Annotated in this window: 20 protein-coding genes; 10 read left to right on the forward strand and 10 right to left on the reverse strand. The window is 73.9% G+C overall.

The genetic code is table 11. The annotated features are described in order from the left end of the window. Positions 1 to 29: 29 nt before the first annotated feature. From ACVUH9_RS00915 to ACVUH9_RS00925, 3 genes are all read right to left on the reverse strand, one after another. On the reverse strand, positions 30 to 1,028 hold the full coding sequence (locus ACVUH9_RS00915) for a peptidoglycan DD-metalloendopeptidase family protein (protein ID WP_475753020.1): 999 nt from the start codon (positions 1,026 to 1,028) through the stop codon (positions 30 to 32). A gap of 87 nt (positions 1,029 to 1,115) precedes the next feature. Continuing rightward, positions 1,116 to 1,604 (reverse strand): carboxymuconolactone decarboxylase family protein, encoded by a 489-nt coding sequence (locus ACVUH9_RS00920; protein WP_475753022.1) that lies wholly within the window; start codon positions 1,602 to 1,604, stop codon positions 1,116 to 1,118. A gap of 193 nt (positions 1,605 to 1,797) precedes the next feature. Further along, positions 1,798 to 2,667, reverse strand: a complete 870-nt coding sequence (locus ACVUH9_RS00925; protein ID WP_475753024.1) for an RNA polymerase sigma-70 factor — start codon at positions 2,665 to 2,667, stop codon at positions 1,798 to 1,800. 421 nt (positions 2,668 to 3,088) lie between these two features. On the opposite strand from ACVUH9_RS00925, the gene ACVUH9_RS00930 reads away from it, so the two are divergent. From ACVUH9_RS00930 to ACVUH9_RS00955, 6 genes are all read left to right on the forward strand, one after another. Then, complete coding sequence (locus ACVUH9_RS00930) at positions 3,089 to 3,409, forward strand: ArsR/SmtB family transcription factor (protein WP_475753026.1); 321 nt, start codon at positions 3,089 to 3,091, stop codon at positions 3,407 to 3,409. Beyond that, the gene (locus ACVUH9_RS00935; RefSeq protein WP_475753028.1) at positions 3,406 to 3,912 is read left to right on the forward strand and encodes an SRPBCC family protein; all 507 of its coding nucleotides are present in this window, start codon (positions 3,406 to 3,408) and stop codon (positions 3,910 to 3,912) included. The genes ACVUH9_RS00930 and ACVUH9_RS00935 overlap by 4 nt, the downstream gene beginning before the upstream one ends. Before the next feature lie 119 nt (positions 3,913 to 4,031). Next, positions 4,032 to 4,517 carry a helix-turn-helix domain-containing protein gene (locus tag ACVUH9_RS00940; protein ID WP_475753030.1) on the forward strand — a complete coding sequence of 162 codons (486 nt, stop codon included), beginning with the start codon at positions 4,032 to 4,034 and terminating at the stop codon, positions 4,515 to 4,517. A 37-nt stretch (positions 4,518 to 4,554) separates the two neighbouring features. Then, on the forward strand, positions 4,555 to 4,968 hold the full coding sequence (locus ACVUH9_RS00945; protein WP_475753032.1) for a VOC family protein: 414 nt from the start codon (positions 4,555 to 4,557) through the stop codon (positions 4,966 to 4,968). A 99-nt stretch (positions 4,969 to 5,067) separates the two neighbouring features. Beyond that, positions 5,068 to 6,153: a sensor histidine kinase gene (locus tag ACVUH9_RS00950; RefSeq protein WP_475753034.1), complete on the forward strand. Its 1,086-nt coding sequence runs from the start codon at positions 5,068 to 5,070 to the stop codon at positions 6,151 to 6,153. A gap of 267 nt (positions 6,154 to 6,420) precedes the next feature. After that, a complete protein-coding gene (locus ACVUH9_RS00955) occupies positions 6,421 to 6,723 on the forward strand; it encodes a hypothetical protein (RefSeq protein WP_475753036.1) in 303 nt (100 codons plus the stop codon). A gap of 119 nt (positions 6,724 to 6,842) precedes the next feature. Here the strand turns inward: ACVUH9_RS00955 and ACVUH9_RS00960 are convergent, their stop codons facing one another. After that, positions 6,843 to 7,499 carry a response regulator transcription factor gene (locus tag ACVUH9_RS00960; protein ID WP_475753038.1) on the reverse strand — a complete coding sequence of 219 codons (657 nt, stop codon included), beginning with the start codon at positions 7,497 to 7,499 and terminating at the stop codon, positions 6,843 to 6,845. Positions 7,500 to 7,661: 162 nt separating this feature from the next. On the opposite strand from ACVUH9_RS00960, the gene ACVUH9_RS00965 reads away from it, so the two are divergent. Continuing rightward, positions 7,662 to 9,173: a flavin-containing monooxygenase gene (locus ACVUH9_RS00965; RefSeq protein WP_475753040.1), complete on the forward strand. Its 1,512-nt coding sequence runs from the start codon at positions 7,662 to 7,664 to the stop codon at positions 9,171 to 9,173. 121 nt (positions 9,174 to 9,294) lie between these two features. After that, complete coding sequence (locus ACVUH9_RS00970; protein ID WP_475753042.1) at positions 9,295 to 9,681, forward strand: VOC family protein; 387 nt, start codon at positions 9,295 to 9,297, stop codon at positions 9,679 to 9,681. A 24-nt stretch (positions 9,682 to 9,705) separates the two neighbouring features. Here ACVUH9_RS00970 and ACVUH9_RS00975 read toward each other — a convergent pair whose 3' ends face one another. From ACVUH9_RS00975 to hutH, 5 genes are all read right to left on the reverse strand, one after another. Beyond that, positions 9,706 to 10,947, reverse strand: a complete 1,242-nt coding sequence (locus ACVUH9_RS00975) for a hydantoinase/carbamoylase family amidase (protein ID WP_475753044.1) — start codon at positions 10,945 to 10,947, stop codon at positions 9,706 to 9,708. After that, positions 10,940 to 12,127 (reverse strand): imidazolonepropionase, encoded by a 1,188-nt coding sequence (hutI, locus tag ACVUH9_RS00980; protein ID WP_475753046.1) that lies wholly within the window; start codon positions 12,125 to 12,127, stop codon positions 10,940 to 10,942. The genes ACVUH9_RS00975 and hutI overlap by 8 nt, the downstream gene beginning before the upstream one ends. Positions 12,128 to 12,221: 94 nt before the next feature. Then, the gene (locus ACVUH9_RS00985; protein ID WP_475753048.1) at positions 12,222 to 13,586 is read right to left on the reverse strand and encodes a formimidoylglutamate deiminase; all 1,365 of its coding nucleotides are present in this window, start codon (positions 13,584 to 13,586) and stop codon (positions 12,222 to 12,224) included. Positions 13,587 to 13,705: 119 nt separating this feature from the next. Further along, the gene (gene hutU / locus ACVUH9_RS00990) at positions 13,706 to 15,382 is read right to left on the reverse strand and encodes a urocanate hydratase (protein ID WP_475753050.1); all 1,677 of its coding nucleotides are present in this window, start codon (positions 15,380 to 15,382) and stop codon (positions 13,706 to 13,708) included. 61 nt (positions 15,383 to 15,443) lie between these two features. After that, positions 15,444 to 17,027: a histidine ammonia-lyase gene (gene hutH, locus ACVUH9_RS00995; RefSeq protein WP_475753052.1), complete on the reverse strand. Its 1,584-nt coding sequence runs from the start codon at positions 17,025 to 17,027 to the stop codon at positions 15,444 to 15,446. Positions 17,028 to 17,190: 163 nt separating this feature from the next. Here hutH and ACVUH9_RS01000 point away from each other — a divergent pair, with 163 nt between their 5' ends. Continuing rightward, on the forward strand, positions 17,191 to 18,006 hold the full coding sequence (locus tag ACVUH9_RS01000) for an IclR family transcriptional regulator (protein WP_475753054.1): 816 nt from the start codon (positions 17,191 to 17,193) through the stop codon (positions 18,004 to 18,006). On the opposite strand, the gene ACVUH9_RS01005 is transcribed toward ACVUH9_RS01000, so the two are convergent. Next, complete coding sequence (locus ACVUH9_RS01005; RefSeq protein ID WP_475753056.1) at positions 17,972 to 18,862, reverse strand: LysR family transcriptional regulator ArgP; 891 nt, start codon at positions 18,860 to 18,862, stop codon at positions 17,972 to 17,974. The two genes, ACVUH9_RS01000 and ACVUH9_RS01005, sit on opposite strands and share 35 nt — an antisense overlap. Before the next feature lie 71 nt (positions 18,863 to 18,933). Here ACVUH9_RS01005 and ACVUH9_RS01010 point away from each other — a divergent pair, with 71 nt between their 5' ends. Next, complete coding sequence (locus tag ACVUH9_RS01010; RefSeq protein ID WP_475753058.1) at positions 18,934 to 19,554, forward strand: LysE/ArgO family amino acid transporter; 621 nt, start codon at positions 18,934 to 18,936, stop codon at positions 19,552 to 19,554. Positions 19,555 to 19,564 lie beyond the last annotated feature (10 nt).

Raw genomic sequence — 19,564 nt, forward strand, 5'->3', positions numbered from 1 at the left:
CCGAATCGGGCCCGATCGGCGGACCGGCGCTACGGGCAGCGATCGACCCGCGCCCGGACCGGGTCGGTGTCGGGCGTGCGTCGGGCGTCGGCGTTCGGCCGGCAGACGAGCCGCCGGGTGACCCCCGGTCCCACCCGGCTCGTGGCCGCCAGCAGCCGCGAGAGCGGGTCGATCGGGGTGCCGAAGCGACGGACCTCGAAGTGCAGGTGCGGGCCGGTCGAGCGTCCGGTCGAGCCGGCGGCGCCGATCCGCGAGCCACCCGCCACCGGCTGCCCCGGCCGGACCGCGATCGAGGAGAGGTGCGCGTACCAGCTCTCGAAGCCCAGCCGGTGACTGACCACCACCAGATTGCCGTAGCCGCCGGCGTTGTAGCCGGCAAACGAGACGACCCCACGGCCGGCGGCCGCGACCGGCGCGCCCATCGCCAGCGGGAAGTCGAGGCCGGTGTGGCGGCGACCGGAGACCCAGCCGAAGCCGTCGGTGACCGGCGCGGCCACCGGCCTCAGGAACCGGACCGGATCGCTGATGCCCGCCGCGACCGTGCGGGTCCGGAGCGCCGTGATCGTGCGCCGACCCGCGACGTCGTCCGGCGCGAGCCGGGCCGCGCGCTGGAACCGCCGGACCGCCGCCAGCGTCCCCCGCCCGAAGCCGCCGTCGACGTGGCCGGGCGAGAAGCCCCGGCTGCGGAGCAGGAACTGGAGCGCGGCGACGTCCCAGCCGCGCTGGCCGCTCCGGATCGGCCGACTCCCCAACCGCGGGCGGCCACGACGGCCGAGCCGGCGGAGCGTGCGCGCTCCCGCGACCCCGTCGACGGCGAGCTGCTTCCGCCGCTGGAAGCGGAGCACCGCGCCGCGGGTGCCGGGACCGGTGATCCCGTCGATCCCGCCCCGGTAGAGACCGAGAGCCCGCATCGCGACCTGGAGCGCGGCGACGTCGGCGCTCGCCGCGCGTGCCGCGGGTGGCCGTACGGCGCCGGCCACGGCGACGAGGCAGATGACGAGCAGCACGATCGAACGCGACCAGCCCATCGCTGCACCGTCCCGGGGTCCGGGATCGAGCGCAAGCCCGACCCCCACCCTGCACGGGTCCTTGCGCGGGCGCCCCGCGCGGCGACGCTAGACGGCGGTCCGCTCCTCGGCCTCTGCCCGGTAGCTGGCCGGCGGGTTCTGGACCGTCACGTTGAGGCGGTTCCAGGTGTTGATGGTGGCGATCGCGAAGACGAGCTGCGCGAGCTGATCGGGCGAGAAGTGCGCTGCCGCCTCGTCCCAGACCTCGTCGGCGACGCCGGTCGCGGAGAGCCGGGTGACGGCGTCGGTCATGGCCAGGGCGGCGCGCTCGCGCTCGTCGAAGTACGGGCTCTCCGACCAGGCGCTGACCTGGGCCAACCGCTGCTCGGACTCACCCGCCGCTCGGGCATCGGTCCAGTGCATGTCGATGCAGAAGGCGCAACCGTTGAGCTGCGAGGCGCGCAGCTTGACGAGCTCGTAGACGACCGGCTCGAGCGTGATCCGCTCGCTGAACCGGATCAGACCCGAGAGGGCGGCGCCGGCGTGGGCGGCGAGGTCGAGGCGCGGGGTGGTGGAGTGCTGCGTGGAGTTGCTCATGCCCCCTTGACGGGGCGGGTCGCCGGTCTGTGACAGCCCGGCGGCGACCAACCGCGGGGAGAGGCCTGACGGGCCAAGGGCCGCCGGGCGGTCTGTGACAGGCCGCGACGCTCGGCCGCCGGACGGGTCCGATCCGGTGCGGGCGAGGCCGCGCACGGCCGGCTCCACCGGCCCGCGCCTCCCGTCCGCCCGCTCAGACGTGCCCAAGCTTGTCGGGGTTGCGGACGATCCGGATCGCCTGGATCCGCCCGTCCACCACGTCGACCGAGAGCACGTCCCAGACCGCGTGCGTCTCCGGCTCGCGCAGGATCCGGCCCGGCTGGCCGTTGACGCTGACCAGCTCGCGATCGAACTCGCCGATCTCCTGCCGCCGGCGGGTGATCATGGCGACGAACGCCGCGATCGCGGCGCCGCCGAAGATCGGCTCCGGGGCCGCCACGACCTTGCCGCCACCGTCGCCGTAGAGGACCGCGTCCTCGGCCAGCATCTGCTCGAGCGCGCTGACGTCGCCCTCTTCCGCCGCCGCCAGGAACCGCTCCAGCAGGGCGTTGCGCTGCTCGGGGTCGGCGTCGAACCGTGGCCGGTTCGCCTGCAGGTGCTTGTTCGCCCGCGAGACGAGCTGACGGCAGCTGGCCTCGTTGCGGCCGAGCATCTCCGCGATCCGCGCGTAGTCGTAGTCGAAGACGTCGCGGAGCAGGAACGCCGCCCGCTCGACCGGGGTCAGCCGCTCGAGCACGACGAGGAAGGCCTGCGAGAGCGAGTCGGCCAGCTCGAGCTGGGCGGCGGGACCGGGATCGGGATCCTCGAGCAGCGGCTCCGGGATCCAGGGACCGACGTACGATTCGCGACGGACCCGGGCCAACCGCAGATGGTCGATCGAGAGCCGGGTGGTCACGGTCGTCATCCAGGCCGCCGGCTCGCTGATCGTCCCGGCGACCTTCGTGTAGCGGATCAGCGCCTCCTGGACGATGTCCTCGGCCTCGGCGACGCTGCCGAGCATCCGGTAGGCGATCGCGAAGCCGCGGCGTCGGAGGTCTTCGAGCTCGAGGTCCTGGTCGGTCATCACGACTCCTGACGGGGTAGCCGTCCCCACTGTGACAGCCGCGGCGTGCGGGGCGGCGTGGGGTCAGCTTGCGTCGGTTGCCGCCGACTGGGGTCGTTTCGCCCCGGATGGCGACGCCAATTGACCCCCAGTCGACAGGGCCGACGCGTCGTGACTCCGCCTCGCTCGTTCGCCCGGCGGCCCGCCCCGGACCGCGCCCGCCCGAATCGCCCCACCCCGTCCCGGAGCAACGCCACCCCTGACACCCAGATCACCTCCGCCCCGGAGCAACGCCACCCCTGACACCCCGCCCACCCCGTCCCGGAGCAACGCCACCCCTGACATCCAGATCACCTCCGCCCCGGATCACCCCATGGTTGACGTCCAGATCACCCCACCCACCCCTTGACATGTGACCATTAGGTCACCTATGGTCGAAGCAGTGACCGATGACGACCTCGTCTTCAAGGCGCTCGCCGATCCGACGCGGCGCTTCCTGCTCGACCGGCTCTTCGAGCGTGACGGCCGCACGCTCAAGGAGCTCGAGTCCGAGCTGGAGATGACCCGCTTCGGGGTGATGAAGCACCTCGGCGTGCTCGAGGACGCGGGCCTCGTCGTTGCGCGCCGGTCGGGCCGGGAGAAGCTGCACTTCCTCAATCCCGTCCCGATCCGGCTGATCCACGACCGCTGGATCGACAAGTACACCGAGCGCCGGGCGTCGGCGCTCGTCGACCTCAAGCACCAACTGGAGGAGCAGTCATGACCAGCACCAGCGACCCCACCAAGACCGTCCAGATCTACGCGGTCTACATCAACGCGACCCCGCAGGCGATCTGGGACGCGATCACCACGCCCGAGTTCACCGAGAAGTACGGCTACGGCGGCCGTGGCGAGTACGAGCTGCGCCCCGGCGGCAGCTACCGCGCCTGGACCAGCGAGGAGATGCGCCAGCACGGCGCTCCCGACCTCGCGATCGACGGCGAGGTGCTCGAGTCCGACCCGCCCCACAAGCTCGTCCAGACCTGGCGGATGCTGATGGACGAGGAGATGGCCGCGGAGGGCTTCACCCGCCTCACCTACGAGATCGAGGAGCGGACCGGCGGCCTGACCAAGCTGACCGTGACCCACGACCTGACGGGAGCCACCCGCTGCGCCCCGCTGATGGCCGGGGAGCTGGAGGCCGGCGGCGCCGGCGGCGGCTGGAGCTTCGTGCTCAGCGGTCTCAAGACGCTGCTGGAGACCGGCGAGCCGATGACGGGCTACTGACGCCCGGAGGACGGCGGGCGGCCTGTTCCGGGGCAGGCCCGCCCATCCGGTACGGCGCGTCCGCCGCACGGGCCCCGCAGGCGGCCGACGCGCCCCTCCAGCCGGAATACTGGAAGCCGATGGCTCTGCCTCCTCCGGCCCGACACCTGCTCCGCGCGAAGGACGTGATCGACACGCGCTACCACGAGCCGCTCGACATCGCCGAGCTGGCCCGCGCGGTCCACCTCTCCCCCGCCCACTTCAGCCGCGAGTTCCGCCGCGTCTTCGCGGAGACGCCCTATCAGTACCTCCTGACCCGTCGGCTGGAGCGGGCCGCCGTCCTCCTGCGGACCACCGATCGCTCGATCGCCGACGTCTGCCTGACCGTCGGACTCACCAGCATCGGGTCGTTCACGACCAGCTTCGGGCGGGTGTTCGGACTCTCGCCCACGGCCTACCGCGCTGCGCATCCGCCGGCCGCCGACCGGGCGCGGGTCCCCAGTTGCGTCATCCGTGCCTACGGCCGTCCGCAATCCGGCCGCGTTCACGCGCACCAGCCCCTGCCTCCCGCCCGCGACGTGCGGGACAGCAGTTTTCGAGAAGACACCCCGCAACGCCCCGAATAGCGTGCGTCGCAGCAACCTTCCCTCAAGGAGAACCCGCATGCTGAAGCAGCTCACCCACGTCAATCTCTGGGTCCACGATCAGGACGAGGCCCTCGCCTTCTACACCGACAAGCTGGGCATGGAGCTCCGCGACGACGTGACGATGGCCGAGATGGGCAACTACCGCTTCCTGACCGTCGGACCGCCCGGCCAGCCGGACGTCCAGCTGGTCCTCGCGGTCCCGGGACCGCCGGTCTTCGACCAGGTCGACATGGACAAGGTCAACGACCTGGTGGCCAAGGGCAGCATGAGCGGCGTCATGTTCCTGACCGATGACTGCCGCGCCACCTCCGCCGAGCTCAAGCGCCGCGGCGTCGAGTTCAGCGAAGAGCCCAACGAGCAGCCGTTCGGGATCGTCGCCGCCGTCCGCGATCCCTCGGGCAACCAGATCCGGATGGTGCAACCGCGCTGAGCGGGGCCCGGCGGGCGATCGTGGACCGACCCGATCGCCCGCCGCCCGGGCGGCCGGTCAGCGCCAGCGCCCGTCGCCGGCACGACGTACAGTCGACGGATGAGTCCGCCGCCCCCTGCGGGATCGATCGACGCCGCCGCGCTCGGGTCGGCCTCCCCGGACGTCCTCGACGCGCTGGTGGCGAGCGTCGCCGACGCGATCTACGTGGTCGACCACGAGGGCATGGTCCGCTTCGCCAACCCCGCCGCGCTGGCGATCCTCGGCTTCGACGAGGACGAGCTGCTCGGCCGCCCGAGCCACGCGACGATCCACTACCGGCGGCCGGACGGACAGCCCTGCCCGGAGTCGCGCTGCCCACTGCTGCGCCCGCGCGTGACCGGCGAGACCGTCCGCGTCGAGGACGACTGGTTCGTCCGCCGCGACGGGACGATGGTGCCCGTCGCCTACTCGTCGGCGCCGATCTCGACCACCGCCGGTCGCGGCGCGGTCGTCGTCTTCCGCGACACCAGCGAGCGACGGCGAGCCGAGGAAGCCGACCGCCGCGAGGCCGCCGAGCGCGCCCGTGCCGAGGAGCTCGCCGCCTCCCGCGCGCGGATCGTGGAGGCCGCCGACGCCGAGCGGCGCCGGCTCGGACGCGACCTCCACGACGGCGCCCAGCAGCGGCTGATGAACGTCGCGCTCGCGATCAGTCAGGGCCGTGGACGACTCGACGACGACCCCGCGGTCGCCCGCAGCCTGCTCGACGGCGCGCTCGAGGAGACCCGCGCGACGCTCGCGGACCTGCGCGAGCTGGCCTCCGGCATCCACCCGGCGATCCTCACCAACCGCGGGCTGGCGGCGGCCGTCGAGTCGCTCACCGCGCGGGCGCCGATCCCGGTCCGGATCGAGATCCCCGACGAGCGCCACCCGCCGACGATCGAGGTCAGCGCCTACTTCGTGATCGCCGAGGCCCTGGCCAACGTCGCCAAGCACGCCGACGCGACCCGCGCCCGGGTCGTGGTGGTCCGCGACGAGGATCGGCTGGTGGTGACGGTCGACGACGACGGCCGCGGGGGCGCGGACCTCTCGGTCGGGCGTGGGCTCCAGGGCCTCCGCGACCGGGTCGCGACCGTCGGCGGAACGCTGCGGGTGGAGGACGGTCCCGACGGCGGCACGCGGGTGGTCGCCGAGCTGCCGGGCGAGTAGGCCGGCGCAGGTCGCCGCGCGCCGGCGGTTCGTCCCGCCGCTTCCGGACCTCCGGCCGTGGGGCGACTCCTGCGGCCCGGTCTCGGCGAACGACGGCGCCGTGTGCCGGCGCGCACGAACGGTGTCGGGTTTTCCCGACATCGACTGTCCGGAACTGGGTCTTCCGGCGCCCCGAGACGCGTGGCACCCTGGAGTCAGGGTTCGCGCCCGACCCGCCTCCGCACCCGGTCGGGACCGCGACCACGCTACGAGCCACAGGAGCCCTCCGTGCTGTCACCGATCAAGATCGTCCGCTTCTGGCTTCCGGGAGCGATCTTCGTCGTGGGCGCGGCGATGCTCGTGATCAGCCCCGACATCATCGGGGTCGAGGGCGCCGCGCTGATGCTCGGCGGCGGCCTCGGGATCGTCGTCTCCAACCGGATCCACCGGATGGGCCTCAAGGGCGAGCGCGACCGCAACGACGAGCAGGACGCCCGCGCCTTCCTCGAGCGCTACGGCGTCTGGCCCGACCAGGCCCCCGCCGAGGTGCTCGAGCGCGCCGAGCGCGAAGGCGCCTGGAACGGCGCCTGACCGCCGCCCCCTCGGGAGCGTTCTCCGCCCAGCCCAGTCCGCCGCCGGACCCCATCCCGGCGACGGGCTGCGCGCCGTCGGCCCCACCCGTCCGGGGTCGACGGCACCTGAGCGGACGCTCAGCGCGCCCGCAGCAGCGTCAGCACCGCCATCACCCGGCGGTGCTCGTTCGGGGTCTCCCCCAGCCCGAGCTTGTGGAAGATCCGGGTCGCGTGCTTCTCGACCGCGGCGACGCCGACCCCGAGCGCGGTCGCGATCCCGCGGTTGGAGTTGCCCTCCGCCATCAGCGCCAGCACCTCCCGCTCGCGCGGCGTCAGCTGCTCCAGCGGGTCGTCCTCGCGCCGCCGTCCGACCATCCGGGCGACGACCTCGGGATCGAGCGCCGAGCCGCCGCGGGCGATTCGCCGGATCGCGTCGACGAACGAGTCGACGTCGATGATCCGGTCCTTCAGCAGGTAGCCGACGCCGCGCGCGTCCTCGCCGACGAGCTCCAGGGCGTAGCGCTCCTCGAGGAACTGCGAGAGCACCAGCACGGCCGTCTCCGGCAGCTCGCGGCGGATCGTGACCGCCGCCCGCAGCCCGTCGTCGGTCCGGTCGGGCGGCATCTGGACGTCGACGATCGCCACCTCCGGCCGGTGGGCGCGGACCTTCCGCAGCAGCTCGTCGGCGTCGCCGGCCTCGGCCACGACCGCGAAGCCCGCATCCTCCAGCAGCCGGACGAGCCCGGCCCGCAGCAGCACCTGGTCCTCGGCGACCAGCACGCGCAGTGGTTCCACGCGCCCAGCGTAGTCGGCGACGCTCCCCTCCCGCGGTCCCCGCTCCGGCCCGCCCGCGCCCACCACGTACGGGAGCACGTCCGCCGATTCCCCTTCTCGCCGGGCGCGACCGCGGGTAGGATCGGGATCTCCGCTCACGCTTCTCGCCCGGATTGGCTCCTCATGTCGCTCGAACACGTTGACGTGCTGATCGTCGGAGCCGGTCTCTCCGGCATCGGCGCCGGCTACCACCTGCAGACCGAATGCCCCGGCAAGACGTACGCGATCCTCGAGGCGCGCGACGTCGCCGGGGGGACCTGGGACCTCTTCCGGTACCCGGGGATCCGGTCCGACTCCGACATGTACACCCTCGGCTATTCGTTCCGGCCGTGGACCGCGCCGAAGGCGATCGCCGACGGCTCCGACATCCTCGCGTACGTCCGCCAGACGGCTGCCGACAACGGGATCGACCGGAAGATCCGCTTCGGCCACCGGGTCGTGCGCGCCGAGTGGTCGACCGCCGACGCGCGCTGGACGATCGAGGTCGCGCGCGGCGACGGCCAGGAGCCCGTCCGGATGACCTGCGGCTTCCTCTTCATGTGCAGCGGCTACTACCGCTACGACGAGGGCTACACCCCCGACTTCGCCGGGATGGAGCGGTTCGGCGGCGAGATCGTGCACCCGCAGCACTGGAGCGACGACGTCGACTACGCCGGCAAGAAGGTCGTCGTGATCGGCAGCGGCGCGACCGCGGTCACGCTCGTCCCCGCGCTCGCCGACGACGCCGAGCATGTGACGATGCTCCAGCGCTCTCCCACCTACGTCGTCTCGCTGCCGGCCGAGGACGCGCTCGCCAACGGGCTGCGGCGGTTCCTGCCCGACAAGCTGACCTACCCCGTGGTCCGCTGGAAGAACGTGCTGCTGACGATGGCGAGCTTCCAGCTCAGCCGCCGGCGCCCGCGGTTGATGAAGTCGGTCCTGCGCAAGGGCGTCGAGAAGCAGCTGCCGGACGGCTACGACGTCGCCACCCACTTCACGCCACGCTACGACCCGTGGGACCAGCGGCTCTGCGTCGTGCCCAACGGCGACCTCTTCCGGACGATCCGTCGCGGCGACGCGTCGATCGTCACCGACCAGATCGAGAGCTTCACCGAGACCGGCCTGAAGCTCACCTCCGGCGCGGAGCTGGAGGCAGACCTGGTCATCACCGCGACCGGCCTCAACCTGCTGGCGCTGGGTGGGATGCAGCTGGCCGTCGACGGGCGCGTGGTCGAGCTCGGCGAGACGATGAGCTACAAGGGCATGATGCTCAGCGGCGTGCCGAACATGGCGCTGTCGATCGGCTACACGAACGCCTCGTGGACGCTCAAGTGCGACCTGACCTGCGGCTACGTCTGCCGGCTGCTGCAGCACATGGACGAGCGCGGCTACCGCGTCTGCGTCCCGCGCAATGACGACCCGTCGCAGGCGGTCGAGCCGTTCATCGACCTCGCCTCCGGCTACGTGCTGCGCTCGCTCGACGCCTTCCCCAAGCAGGGCGCGAGGGCCCCCTGGCGGCTTTACCAGAACTACCCGCGGGACATCATCAGCCTCAAGTTCGGGGCGGTCGACGACGGGGTGATGGAGTTCTCGCGCGGTGGGACGTCGGCGGGCGTGCCGGCCTCCGCGACCCAGGCGGCGACGGCGACGGGCTGAGCGTGGCCGCCGTGCCCGAGCGCCGCGCGGCCGCCGCGGCGCGGGCGATCGATGACTTCCGGCCACCCCGGGCGTCTCACAGAGACCGTCCCGCACTCCTGCACACGATCGAGAGAGACACATGACCACCACGCCCCTGATCACCGGCGTCGACTTCGTCGCCATTCCGGCCCAGGACTTCGACGCCTCCTTCCACTTCTACGGGGAGGTGCTCGGCCTCCCCTTCGTCAAGCGGTGGGGTGCGATGCCCGCCGCCGAGTTCCAGGCGGGCAACCTCACGATCGCGATCATGGACCCGACCGCCTTCGGGCAGGAGTTCCGGCCCCACGGCGTCCCGCTCGCGCTGCAGGTCGACGACGTCCCCACCGCCCGGGCCCAGCTCGAGGCGAAGGGCGTCTCGTTCGTCGCCGACACGATCGACAGCGGTGTCTGCCACCAGGCGATCTTCCTCGACCCGGCCGGCAACGCGCTGGACCTGCACCACCGCTACGCGCCGAAGTCCGCCTGACCGCGGGGCCGGACGGCGCCCCGCTCAGCCCAGCCCCTCCAGCACCTCGAGGATCCGGGTCGCCCCCGCCGCCGCGTCGTCGAGGGTGACGGACTCCTCCGGGCTGTGGCTGATCCCGGTCGGGTTGCGCACGAGGACCATCGCGGCCGGACGGTGCGGGGCGATGTTGCCCGCGTCGTGCCCCGCGAAGCAGAGCGTCTCGTCGCCTTCCGGGCCGCGCAGTCGCGCGCGCAGCTCGGGGTCGAAGGTGGCGCCCTGCGAGCGGGACTCGACCCGGATCGCGAGGTCGACCCGGCCGGCGTCCGCCAGCTCCTGGGCCCGCGCCCGCCAGGTCCGCTCGTAGGCGTCGAGGATCTCCGGCGTCGGTGCGCGGACGTCGAGCCAGACCCGCACGTACGAGGCGATCGTTGTGCGCGCGTTCGGCTCGACCAGCAGCCGCCCCGAGGTCACCCGCATCCCGTCGTCGGCGAGGTCGAGCGCGGCGACGACGATCCGGGCCGCCGCGGCCATCGCGTCGCGGCGCTCGTCCATCGGCGTGGTGCCGGCGTGATCGGCCGTCCCGCCCAGCTCGATCGCCAACCGCAGCCGGGCCGCGAGACCCTCGACGACCGCGAACGGGACCCCGGCCCCGACGAGGTCGAGCGACTGGTCGATGTGCAGCTCGACGAAGCCACGGATCCGGTCGAGGCCCTGCGGCGCGCCGGCCAGCCCCTCCGGATCGACGCCGGCCGCGGTCAGGGCCGCGGCCATCGTCACGCCGTCCTCGTCGACCCGCGCCAGCGCGTCCGGGACGTCGAGCACCCCGGCCAGCGCGCGGCTGCCGAAGGTCGGCGTGTTGAAGCGAGCGCCCTCCTCGTCGGCGAACGAGACGACCGCGATCGGCCGGCTCGAGCGGGCGGCGACGGCGAACGCCGCCACCACCCCGAGCGGCCCGTCGAAGCGACCGCCACCGCGGACGCTGTCGAGGTGCGAGCCGACGGCCCACCAGGGACCGTCGCCGTCCGGCAGCGCCCAGCGGTTGCCGGCCGCGTCGCGCTCGACGCGCAGGCCCAGCTCGGCGGCCTGCTCGGCGAACCAGCGTCCGGTCTGCTCGTCCTCGGCCGACCACGGCAGCCGCGTGACCCCGTCGGACCCGGCGCCGATCGCCTCGAGCCCGGCCATCCGGACAGCGAGGTCGTCGGCCGTCACCCGCAGCGGGGTGGCGCCGGGAGTCGCCGCCGCTGCGGCCTGCGCCGACGTGGTCTCGGTCGTCGTCGGATCAACCACGGGTGCCTCCCCAGGCCAGGACGCCGGCCTGCCAGACCGCCGCGACCAGCGGCACCCCCGGCCGGTAGGACAGATGGATGTGCGACGGGGCGTCGAGCAGGATCGCGTCGGCGCGGGCGCCGACCCCCAGGTGCCCGACGTCGCTCCGCCGCAGCGCACGGGCACCGCCGGCGGTCGCCGACCAGATCGCCTCGTCAGGCGTCATCCGCATGTCGCGGACCGCTACCGCGATGCAGAACGGCATGCTCGTCGTGTAGCTGGAACCGGGGTTGCAGTCGGCGGCCAGCGCCACCGTGACCCCCGCGTCGAGCAGCCGGCGGGCGTCCGGGTAGACCGCGCGGGTCGAGAACTCGGCGGCGGGCAGCAGCGTCGCGACCGTGTTGCCGCTGGTCAACGCGTCGACGTCGGCGTCGTCGACGTGGGTGACGTGGTCGGCCGAGGCCGCGTCGAACTCGACCGCGATCTGGACGCCCGGCCCGTGCTGGAGCTGGTTGGCGTGCAGCCGCGGGACCAGGCCGGCGGCGACGCCGGCGGCCAGGATCTCGCGGGTCTGGTCGCCGTCGAAGGCACCGCGGTCGCAGAAGACGTCGATCCAGCGGGCGCGCGGGGCGCAGGCGTGGAGCATGTCACCGCAGACCAGATCGACGTAGGCGGCGGGGCGATCGGCGTACTCGGGCGCCACGACGTGGCCACCGAGGAAGGTCACCTCGTCGGTCCGGCCGGCGGCGATCTCGAGGCTCCGGCGCTCGTCCTCGACCGTCAGCCCGTAGCCGGACTTGCACTCGATCGTGGTCGTGCCCGAGCGCATCGCCTCGGCGGTCAAGCGGTCGATCGTCGCGGTCAGCTGCTCGTCGCTGGCCGCCCGGGTCGCCTCGACGGTCGTGCGGATCCCGCCCGCCGCGTACGGCTGGCCGGACATCCGGGCCGCGAACTCGTCGGCCCGCTCGCCGGCGAAGACGAGGTGCCCGTGGCTGTCGACGAAGCCGGGGATGACGGCGCGGCCGGCGGCGTCGAAGCGCTCCGTCGCGGCGGCCTCTGGCACGTCCTTTCGCGAGCCGACCCACTGCACGACGCCGTCGTCGAGCACCAGGGCGGCGTCCTCGATCAGCCCGATCGGGCCGCGCCCGAGCTCGGGGTCGTTGGTGACCAGGGTCCCGATGCGGTCGATCAGCACGCTCATGCGCGGTCCTCGGTGGTGGGGCGAACAGGACGGAGGCGGAGCATCGCGCCCGGGCGGGCCGCTGTCGCTCCGCCGGGCGCCGCCACGACGCCGGTCACGCCAGGACCTCGGCGATCGTGGCGTCGAGCGCGCCGACGACGTCGTCGACCAGCAGGTGACGGCCGTCGGAGACGACCCGGCGGCCGGCGACGACGAGCTCACGGACGTCGGCCGCGGCGGCGGCGAAGACGACCGACTCCAGCGCCGTCTCCGGTCGCGTGCCGGCGAGCCGGACCGACTCGAGGCCGACCGTCACGAAGTCGGCCGGGGCGCCCGCGGCCAGGACGCCGGCCTCGGGCCAGCCGAGCGCACGGTGGCCGTCGACCGTCGCGGCCCGCAGCAGCGCGGCGGACGGCCAGTGGCCGCGGCGCTCGCTCGCCAGCCGCTCGTTCAGCTCCATCGCCCGCGCCTCCTCGAACGGGTCGACGATCGCGTTGCTGTCGCTGCCGAGCGCCAGCGGCGAGCCGGCGCGGGCCAGCCGGCCCGCCGGGCCGATCCCGTCGGCGAGGTCGCGCTCGGTCGTCGGGCACATGCAGATGCAGGTCGCCGAGCCGCCGAGCCGGTCGACGTCGGTGTCGGTCAGATGGGTGGCGTGGACGGCGCAACAGCGCGGGCCGAGCGCGCCGTGGGCCTCCAACAGCTGGGTCGGGGTGCAGCCGTGGACCGCGAGGCAGGCCTCGTTCTCCGCCCGCTGCTCGGAGAGGTGGACGTGCAGCGGTGCCTCGCGCTCGTCGGTCCAGCCGACGACGGTCGCCAGCTGGTCGGCGGGCACCGCCCGCACGGAGTGGATCGCCGCCCCGATCCGCGCGTGGTCGCGCGGACGCAGCGCCGCGACCCGCTCACCCCAGGCCGCCGCATCGCCGTCGCCGAAGCGGAGCTGCGGCCCGACCAGGGGCGTCGCCCGCGGTCCGGCGGCGCCCGCGCCCGGGTCGCCGAAGCCGCCCGAGAGGTAGCAGGCGTCGAGCAGCGTGATCCGGATCCCGGCCTCGTCGGCCGCGTCGATCAGCGCCTCGCCGAAGGCGTTCGGATCCGCGTAGGGCGTGCCGTCGGGTGCGTGGTGGAGGTAGTGGAACTCGCCGACGCAGGTGATCCCGGCCAGCGCCATCTCGGCGTAGACCGCCCGCGCCAGCGCCCGGTAGTGATCGGGGGTCAGCCGCGCGGCGACCGCGTACATGTCCTCGCGCCAGGTCCAGAAGGTCCCGCCGCCGCGGTGGGTCCGCCCGCGCAGGGCGCGGTGGAAGGCGTGCGAGTGGCCGTTGGCCATCCCCGGCAGCGTCACGCCGCGCAGCCGCACGGCGCCGTCGGCCGCCTCGACCCCGGGCCGGACCGCAGCGATCCGCCCGTCGGCGACGCGGATCTCGACGTCGGTCTCGACCCGGTCGCCGCCGAGCCAAGCGAACTCGGCGTGGAAGACGGTCACCGCAGCAGCATCGCCGACGGCGGGGACCCCGACCGTCGGGGCGCCGACCGCGGTCGTGCTGCCTCCGTCCGTCCGGGAACGGCGATCGGCCCCGGCGCCCACGGGTTCGCTCTCTCCCGTCACGCCCCGTCCGCCCCCTCGTTCATCGGCACCCGGATCCCGTGGTCCACTGCGACGTCGGCGGCCGCGTCGTAGCCGGCGTCGACGTGGCGGATCACGCCGGTGGCGGGATCGTTGCTCAGGACCCGCTCGAGCTTCTGGGCGGCCAGCGGGGTGCCGTCGGCGACCGAGACCTGGCCGGCGTGGATCGAGCGGCCCATCCCGACGCCGCCACCGTGGTGGATCGAGACCCAGGAGGCGCCCGAGGCGACGTTGACCATCGCGTTCAGCAGCGGCCAGTCGGCGATCGCGTCGGAGCCGTCGAGCATCGACTCGGTCTCGCGGTAGGGCGAGGCGACCGAGCCGCAGTCGAGGTGGTCGCGGCCGATCACGATCGGGGCCTGGACCGCGCCGCTCTCGACCAGCTCGTTGAACTTGAGCCCGGCGAGGTGCCGCTCGCCGTGACCGAGCCAGCAGATCCGCGCCGGCAGCCCCTCGAAGTGGACCTTCTCCGCCGCCATCTTCATCCACCGGTTGAGCGACTCGTGCTCGGGGAAGAGGTCGAGCACGGCCTTGTCGGTCGCCGCGATGTCGGCCGGATCGCCGGAGAGCGCGGCCCAGCGGAACGGGCCGCGGCCGGCGCAGAACTGCGGGCGGATGTAGGCCGGGACGAAGCCGGGAAAGGCGAACGCGTTCTCGTAGCCGCCGAGCTGGGCCTCGGCCCGCAGCGAGTTGCCGTAGTCGAAGACCTCCGCGCCGGCGTCCTGGAAGCCGACCATCGCCTCGACGTGGCGGGCCATCGATTCGCGGGCGCGACGGGTGAAGTCCGCCGGATCCTCCTGCGCCAGCCGCTTCCAGTCCTCGAAGGCGACGCCGGCCGGCAGGTAGGCGAGCGGATCGTGGGCCGAGGTCTGGTCGGTGACGACGTCGATCGGGGCACCCATCGCCAGCAGCGTGGGGACCGCCTCGGCGGTGTTGGCGACGACGCCGATCGAGAGCGGCGTACCGGCGTCGCGGGCGGCGACGGCGCGGCGGACGGCGTCGTCCAGATCGCTGGCCTCGACGTCGAGGTAGCCGTGCTCGATCCGGCGGGTGATCCGCGAGCGGTCGACCTCGACGCAGATCGCCACGCCGCCGGCCATCGTCACGGCCAGCGGCTGCGCGCCGCCCATCCCGCCGAGTCCGCCGGTGAGGGTGATCGTCCCGTTCAGCGAGCCGCCGAAGCGCTTGGCGGCGACGGCGGCAAAGGTCTCGTAGGTGCCCTGGAGGATCCCCTGGCTGCCGATGTAGATCCACGAGCCGGCCGTCATCTGGCCGTACATCGTCAGCCCGAGGTCGTCGAGCTTGCGGAAGTCCTCCCAGTTGGCCCAGTCGCCGACCAGGTTGGAGTTGGCCAGCAGCACCCGCGGTGCCCACTCGTGGGTCGTCAGCACGCCGACCGGCTTGCCGGACTGGACGAGCAGGGTCTCGTCGTCGCGGAGGTCGCGGAGCGTGCGGACGATCGCGTCGTAGGCGGCCCAGCTGCGGGCGGCCTTGCCGGTGCCGCCGTAGACGACGAGCTGGTCGGGGTGCTCGGCGACCTGCGGGTCGAGGTTGTTCTGGAGCATCCGCAGGGCGGCCTCCTGCTGCCAGCCGCGGCAGGACAGCTCGGGTCCCCGGGCGGCGCGGACGGGACGGGCGACGGCGGGGGTGCTCATGCGGACTCCTCGGTGCGGGGGTGCGGGGTAGTGGCGACGGTGCGGTGGGACGGGACGACGGTCATGCCGCGGCGCTCCCGGCGGACGTGGTCGGGGCGGCGGCCGAGAGCGGCCCGATCGCCGACTCGACACAGGCGCGGACGCGGCCCTCGCGGACGAAGGCGACGGCGGCCTCGATCTCGGGCGCCAGGAACCGGTCCGGGCCGGGGCCGTCGGCGGTCTCGCGCAGGGCGTCGATCACGGCGGCGGTCGCCGCGGCCGGCTCGAGCGGGGCGCGCAGCTCGATCCCGCGGGCGGCGGTCAGCAGCTCGATCGCCAGCACCCGGGTCAGCCCGTCGACCGACCGCCGCAGCTTGCGCGCGCCGGACCAGCCCATCGAGACGTGGTCCTCCTGCATCGCCGAGCTGGGGATCGAGTCGACGCTCGACGGGGCCGCGAGCCGCTTCAGCTCGGAGACGATCGCCGCCTGCGTGTACTGGGCGATCATGTGGCCGGAGTCGACGCCGGGGTCGTCGGCGAGGAACGGCGGCAGCCCGTGGCTGCGGGCCGGGTCGAGGAAGCGGTCGGTCCGGCGCTCGGCCATGCTCGCCACGTCGGCGGCGACGATCGCCAGGAAGTCGAGCACGTAGGCGACCGGCGCGCCGTGGAAGTTGCCGTTGGACTCGACCCGACCGTCGACCGTCACGACCGGGTTGTCGACGGCAGCCGACAGCTCGTTGCGCGCCACGAACGCCGCGTGGTCGATGGTGTCGCGGGCGCCCCCGTGGACCTGCGGCGCGCAGCGCAGCGAGTAGGCGTCCTGGACGCGGGTGTCCTCGGGTCCGCGGTGGCTGGCGACGATCGGGCTACCGGCGAGGACCTCTCGGATCGTGGTCGCGGCGCGCGCCTGGCCCGGCTGCGGCCGCAGCGCCTGGAGGTCGGCTGCGAAGACGCGGTCGGTGCCGAGCAGCCCCTCGACGCTCATCGCGGCCGTGACGTCGGCGACGGTCAGCAGCTCGCGCAGGTCCTCGATCGCCAACAGCAGCATCCCGAGCATGCCGTCGGTGCCGTTGATCAGCGCCAGCCCCTCCTTCTCCTGGAGCACGACCGGCTCGAGGCCCGCGTCACGCAGCGCCTCGGCGGCGTCGCGGCGGTGGCCGTCGGCGTCGTCGACCGGCCCCTCGCCGAGCAGCGCCAGCGCGCAATGGGCCAGCGGCGCGAGGTCGCCGGAGCAGCCGAGCGAGCCGTACTCGTGGACGACCGGGGTGATCCCGGCGTTGAGCATCCCGGCGTAGGTGGTGGCGACGACGGGGCGGACGCCGGTCCGGCCGGTGCAGAGCGTCGAGAGCCGCAGCAGCATCAGCGCGCGGACGACCTCGCGCTCGACCTCGGGGCCGGAGCCGGCCGCATGGCTGCGGATCAGGCTGCGCTGGAGCTGGGTCCGCTGGGCGAGCGGGATCGAGCGCGTGGCGAGCGCGCCGAAGCCGGTCGAGACGCCGTAGTGCGGGAGGCTGTCCTCGGCCAGCGCCTCGATCACCGAGCGGCTGGCCGCGATCGCCGCCAACGCCTCGTCGGCGAGCACGACCGGCGCGCCGTAGCGGGCGACGGCGATCACGTCGGCGGGGGTCAGCGGGCCGGTGCCGACCGTGACGGGCGTCGTGGCCACGGCTGAGCCGCCCGCGACCGCTCCGATCTCCCCCGCTCGGGCGCCCCGCGTGGCGTCCACCCCTACCCCGTCCGTCGTGCTCATGCCGCGATTCAAACCGGCGGTCGGGGCGAAGTCACGCAATCCCCACCAGTTGCGTCTCAGATCTGAGACAGTGGACGAGATGGCCAACGCGCCCGCCGCCCGCCAGGCCCTCGGGGTCCTGAACCTGCTGGCCCGCCAGTCGGCGCCGGTGCCCGCCGCCGCGATCGCGCGCGAGCTCGAGCTGCCGCGGTCGAGCGTCTACCACCTGCTGACGGTGCTCCAGGACGAGGGCTTCGTCGTCCACCTGCGCGAGGAGGGCCGCTACGGCCTCGGCGTCGCCGCCTTCGAGCTCGGCTTCGCCTACTCCCGCCAGCAGCCGCTACGCCGGATCGCTCAGACGACGCTCGCGCGGCTGGTCGACACGACCACCCACAACGGCCACTTCGCCGTGCTCGACGGGGCCGACGTGCTCTACCTGATCGAGGAGCGCGCGGCCGGTCGTCCCAGCCTCGTGACCGACGTCGGCGTGCGGCTCCCGGCCCACCTGACGGCGAGCGGTCAGGCGATGCTGGCGGCGCTGGCCCCCGGGCAGCTGCGGGCGCTCTACCCGTCACGGCGGGCGCTGGTCCGGCGACTCGACCGCGGCCCGGCGACCCAGACCGAGCTGCGGGCGGTGCTGGCCGAGGTCCGCGCCCAGGGCTACGCGTGGGAGGACGGCTCGGTGACCGCCGGGTTCGCCTCGGTCGCGTGTGCCGTCCTCGACCACACCGGGCGCCCGGCCGCCGCGGTCACCCTGACCTTCCGCAGCGAGCACGTCGGCCCGGAGACCCGCGAGTGGCTGGTTCGCCAGGTGCGGCAGGCGGCGGACCAGGTCGCGCGGCAGATCCGGGGGCGAGCGGCCGCGGCCGCGGCCGACGAGGTCAGACCGCCAGCAGCTCCCGCCGCGCCGCGGTGATCACGGCCTCGGCCAGGCGGTCGAGGGCCGGCGTCCGCAGCCGCCACTGCTGCCAGAAGAGCGGGACGTCGACCGGGGCCGCCGGATCGAGGTCGATCAGCGGCCCGCCCGGCTGCTCGTCGCCGGACTGGAGGTGCGGCACCATCCCCCAGCCGAGCCCGAGCCGGATCGCGGCCACGAAGTCGGACGAGGACGGGACCTGGTGGCTCGGCGGCGCGACGTGCCCCGCCCCGCGCCGCTCGAGGAACCGCCGCTGGAGCTGGTCGTCGCGGTCGAAGCTGACGATCGGCGCCCCGGCGAACGCGGCCGGATCGGGGCCGTTCGGAAACCACCGGGCCACGTACGCCGGGGCCGCCATCGCCCGGTACCGCATCGCGCCGAGGGCGACGATGCTGCAGCCGGCGACCGGCTCGGCGTCGGCGGTCACCGCGCCGACGACCGCCCCCTCGCGCAGCAGCTCGCTGGTCCGGTCCTCGTCCTCGCGGTAGAGCTGGAAGCAGAGCTCGTCGGCCAGCGGCGCCAGCGCGGGCAGGACCCAGGTCGCCATCGAGTCGGCGTTGACCGCGACCGGCAACGTGACGAACCCGCGCTCGCCCTCGGCCAGGTCGAGCTCGGCGGCGGTGTCGGCGGCAAGCAGCTCGACCTGGCGCGCCAGGCGCAGGACGGCGCGGCCCGACGGCGTCACCCGGACCGGCTTGCTGCGCACGAGCAGGACCCGACCGGTCGCCGTCTCGAGCGCCTTCAGACGCTGACTGACCGCCGACGGCGTCACGTGGAGGACGCGCGCGGCGCCGTCGAGCGTGCCCTCCGAGACGGCGGCGCTGAGGGCGCGAAGCTGCTGCAGATCGGGTTCCACTGTAGCCAGGCTAATGATTCTGTAGAAACATGCGCTGGATTCTCGGTTCGCCGGGCCGCACACTCCTGCGGATGCCCGGAACGCCCGAACTCCTCGCCCTGGTCGCCGGGCTCGCCTTCGGCCTTTCCCTGATCGTCGCGATCGGCGCGCAGAACGCCTTCGTCCTCCGCCAGGGACTCCGCGGCCAGCACGTGACGATCGTGGTCGCCGTCTGCGCGCTCTCCGACGTCGCCCTGATCGTCGCCGGCGTCGCCGGGACGGGGGCGCTGATCTCCCAGGTCCCGTGGCTCGCGCAGGCGATGCGGATCGGCGGCGCGGTCTTCCTGCTCGGCTACGCGGCGCTCGCCGCCCGCCGCGCGCTGCGCCCGGTCGCCCTCCAGACCGGCACCGACACCGGCCCGATCGGCCCGATCGCGACCCTCCTCACCGCGCTGGCCTTCACCTGGCTGAACCCCCACGTCTACCTCGACACGCTCGTCCTGCTCGGATCGGTCGCCGACAGCCACGACGAGCAGCGCTGGTGGTTCGCCGTCGGGGCCGGTGTCGCCAGCATCACGTGGTTCTCCGCCGTCGGCTACGGCGCGGCCCTGCTCCGCCCGATCTTCGCCCGGCCCGCCGCCTGGCGGGTGCTCGACGGCCTGATCGCGACGGTGATGGTCGTGCTGGCGGGGTCGCTGCTGGCGACGGCGTAGGCGACGGCGA

This window comes from Patulibacter ginsengiterrae (assembly GCF_056269115.1).

Bases quoted from the DNA above. Each gene is read 5' to 3' on its own strand.
- ACVUH9_RS00945 (WP_475753032.1), top strand. From the start codon at position 4,555: ATGCTGAAGCAGCTCACCCACGTCAATCTCTGGGTCCACGATCAGGAC.
- hutI (WP_475753046.1), bottom strand. From the start codon at position 12,127: ATGAGCGTGCTGATCGACCGCATCGGGACCCTGGTCACCAACGACCCC.
- ACVUH9_RS00940 (WP_475753030.1), top strand. From the start codon at position 4,032: ATGGCTCTGCCTCCTCCGGCCCGACACCTGCTCCGCGCGAAGGACGTG.
- ACVUH9_RS00950 (WP_475753034.1), top strand. From the start codon at position 5,068: ATGAGTCCGCCGCCCCCTGCGGGATCGATCGACGCCGCCGCGCTCGGG.
- hutU (WP_475753050.1), bottom strand. From the start codon at position 15,382: ATGAGCACCCCCGCCGTCGCCCGTCCCGTCCGCGCCGCCCGGGGACCC.
- ACVUH9_RS01000 (WP_475753054.1), top strand. From the start codon at position 17,191: ATGGCCAACGCGCCCGCCGCCCGCCAGGCCCTCGGGGTCCTGAACCTG.
- ACVUH9_RS00915 (WP_475753020.1), bottom strand. From the start codon at position 1,028: ATGGGCTGGTCGCGTTCGATCGTGCTGCTCGTCATCTGCCTCGTCGCC.
- ACVUH9_RS00970 (WP_475753042.1), top strand. From the start codon at position 9,295: ATGACCACCACGCCCCTGATCACCGGCGTCGACTTCGTCGCCATTCCG.
- ACVUH9_RS00925 (WP_475753024.1), bottom strand. From the start codon at position 2,667: ATGACCGACCAGGACCTCGAGCTCGAAGACCTCCGACGCCGCGGCTTC.
- ACVUH9_RS01010 (WP_475753058.1), top strand. From the start codon at position 18,934: ATGCCCGGAACGCCCGAACTCCTCGCCCTGGTCGCCGGGCTCGCCTTC.
- ACVUH9_RS00965 (WP_475753040.1), top strand. From the start codon at position 7,662: ATGTCGCTCGAACACGTTGACGTGCTGATCGTCGGAGCCGGTCTCTCC.
- ACVUH9_RS00920 (WP_475753022.1), bottom strand. From the start codon at position 1,604: ATGAGCAACTCCACGCAGCACTCCACCACCCCGCGCCTCGACCTCGCC.
- ACVUH9_RS00935 (WP_475753028.1), top strand. From the start codon at position 3,406: ATGACCAGCACCAGCGACCCCACCAAGACCGTCCAGATCTACGCGGTC.